Here is a 1,186-nt window from a genome sequence, read left to right on the forward strand (position 1 = left end):
TCCATCAATACGTACTTTAAAACGTTCCACCTTGTTCTCCATAAAACATAACGCCGCATTAAGGTGTGAGCGACGCTACACCGATGCTAATATTACCCCTAAACCACTTACACCAACACATGCCGAAAATGCCACGCGTTGCGAATCCCTCTTGAACAATTTGTTATACGCGCCCTATCGGTTGTACTTAACCTTATTCAAAACTTCTTTTAGTTCATGCGTTTTCTCAAGGTTTACATCGTGAATATTGGCTAAAGCACAAACATAGTACAAGACGTCATATAACTCTTCTGCGATTGAACCTTTGAGTTCATCTAACGCTGGTTGCCCATGTTTACCTTTGCGAATTGATTCCGATAATTCGCCAACTTCTTCGATTAGTTTTAAAAAATAGTGTTCAGATTGCTCTGGCGCATAATCGAATTCTTTTATATGACTTTGTAACTCAGATAACTTCATAACGTCCTTTTTGTATCATTTTCCATAAAGCGTATAACGCCCTGTTAAGGGGTGAGCAATGCAATACCGAAGCAGCCGCATACCACCTTAATCACGAAAACCAACGCATAGTGAAAATGCCACGCGTTGCGAATCCCTCTTGAACAGTTTGTTAGGTGCGTAGCCAAAGTTGGTAAAAGTCTGTTTCATCGTGCTTGGGATTCTTGCGCACGAACTCCCAACCATGGCGCTTGTAGAATGTGAGAGCTCTATGGTTAGTTCGGCTTACTGAAAGTACAGCACGCAAACAACCCGCTGTACTCAACGCGCTTACAATATAATCGTGCAATTTTGCAGCGAGTCCTGAACCACGAAAATTCGGCTTTAAGTAAATGAGATGCACATAGCCAGTCTCCGGCTCGGGTGAAAAGCTACGAAACTCTAACTGCCCTGCAAACTGACCATCCACAAATATATGGATATAGAACCATCCTGATGTTGCTAGCCGGTCTAATACTCGTTCACGATAACCACTGATGAAGTCGTCGAAACCATCGTAATGCCCAAAACTACAAAAGTATGCATCTTTTCTCGCAGCTACGCACAATTCGAAATCATCAATGTTTATCTGCTGAAAAGCAATTTCCATACTTACCTTTTCCTTCAAGCACCTAACGCCTTGCTAAGGTGTGAGTAACGCAATACAAAAGCTACCGCACAGCGCCTTAATCACCATAAGCCACCGCAT

Annotated in this window: 2 protein-coding genes; both read right to left on the minus strand. The window is 42.6% G+C overall.

What is annotated here, in order from left to right:
• Positions 1-174 precede the first annotated feature (174 nt).
• On the minus strand, positions 175-459 hold the full coding sequence (locus tag R7F67_RS24500) for a MazG nucleotide pyrophosphohydrolase domain-containing protein (RefSeq protein ID WP_054730863.1): 285 nt from the start codon (positions 457-459) through the stop codon (positions 175-177).
• 151 nt (positions 460-610) lie between these two features.
• On the minus strand, positions 611-1,087 hold the full coding sequence (locus tag R7F67_RS24505; protein WP_039485639.1) for a GNAT family N-acetyltransferase: 477 nt from the start codon (positions 1,085-1,087) through the stop codon (positions 611-613).
• Positions 1,088-1,186 lie beyond the last annotated feature (99 nt).

It is taken from the genome of Vibrio sp. YT-17, assembly GCF_033337375.1.
In the GTDB taxonomy this organism is placed as follows: domain Bacteria; phylum Pseudomonadota; class Gammaproteobacteria; order Enterobacterales; family Vibrionaceae; genus Vibrio; species Vibrio alginolyticus.

Excerpts from the sequence above, each read along its gene's own strand:
- R7F67_RS24500 (WP_054730863.1), bottom strand. The coding sequence starts at position 459 with ATGAAGTTATCTGAGTTACAAAGTCATATAAAAGAATTCGATTATGCG.
- R7F67_RS24505 (WP_039485639.1), bottom strand. The coding sequence starts at position 1,087 with ATGGAAATTGCTTTTCAGCAGATAAACATTGATGATTTCGAATTGTGC.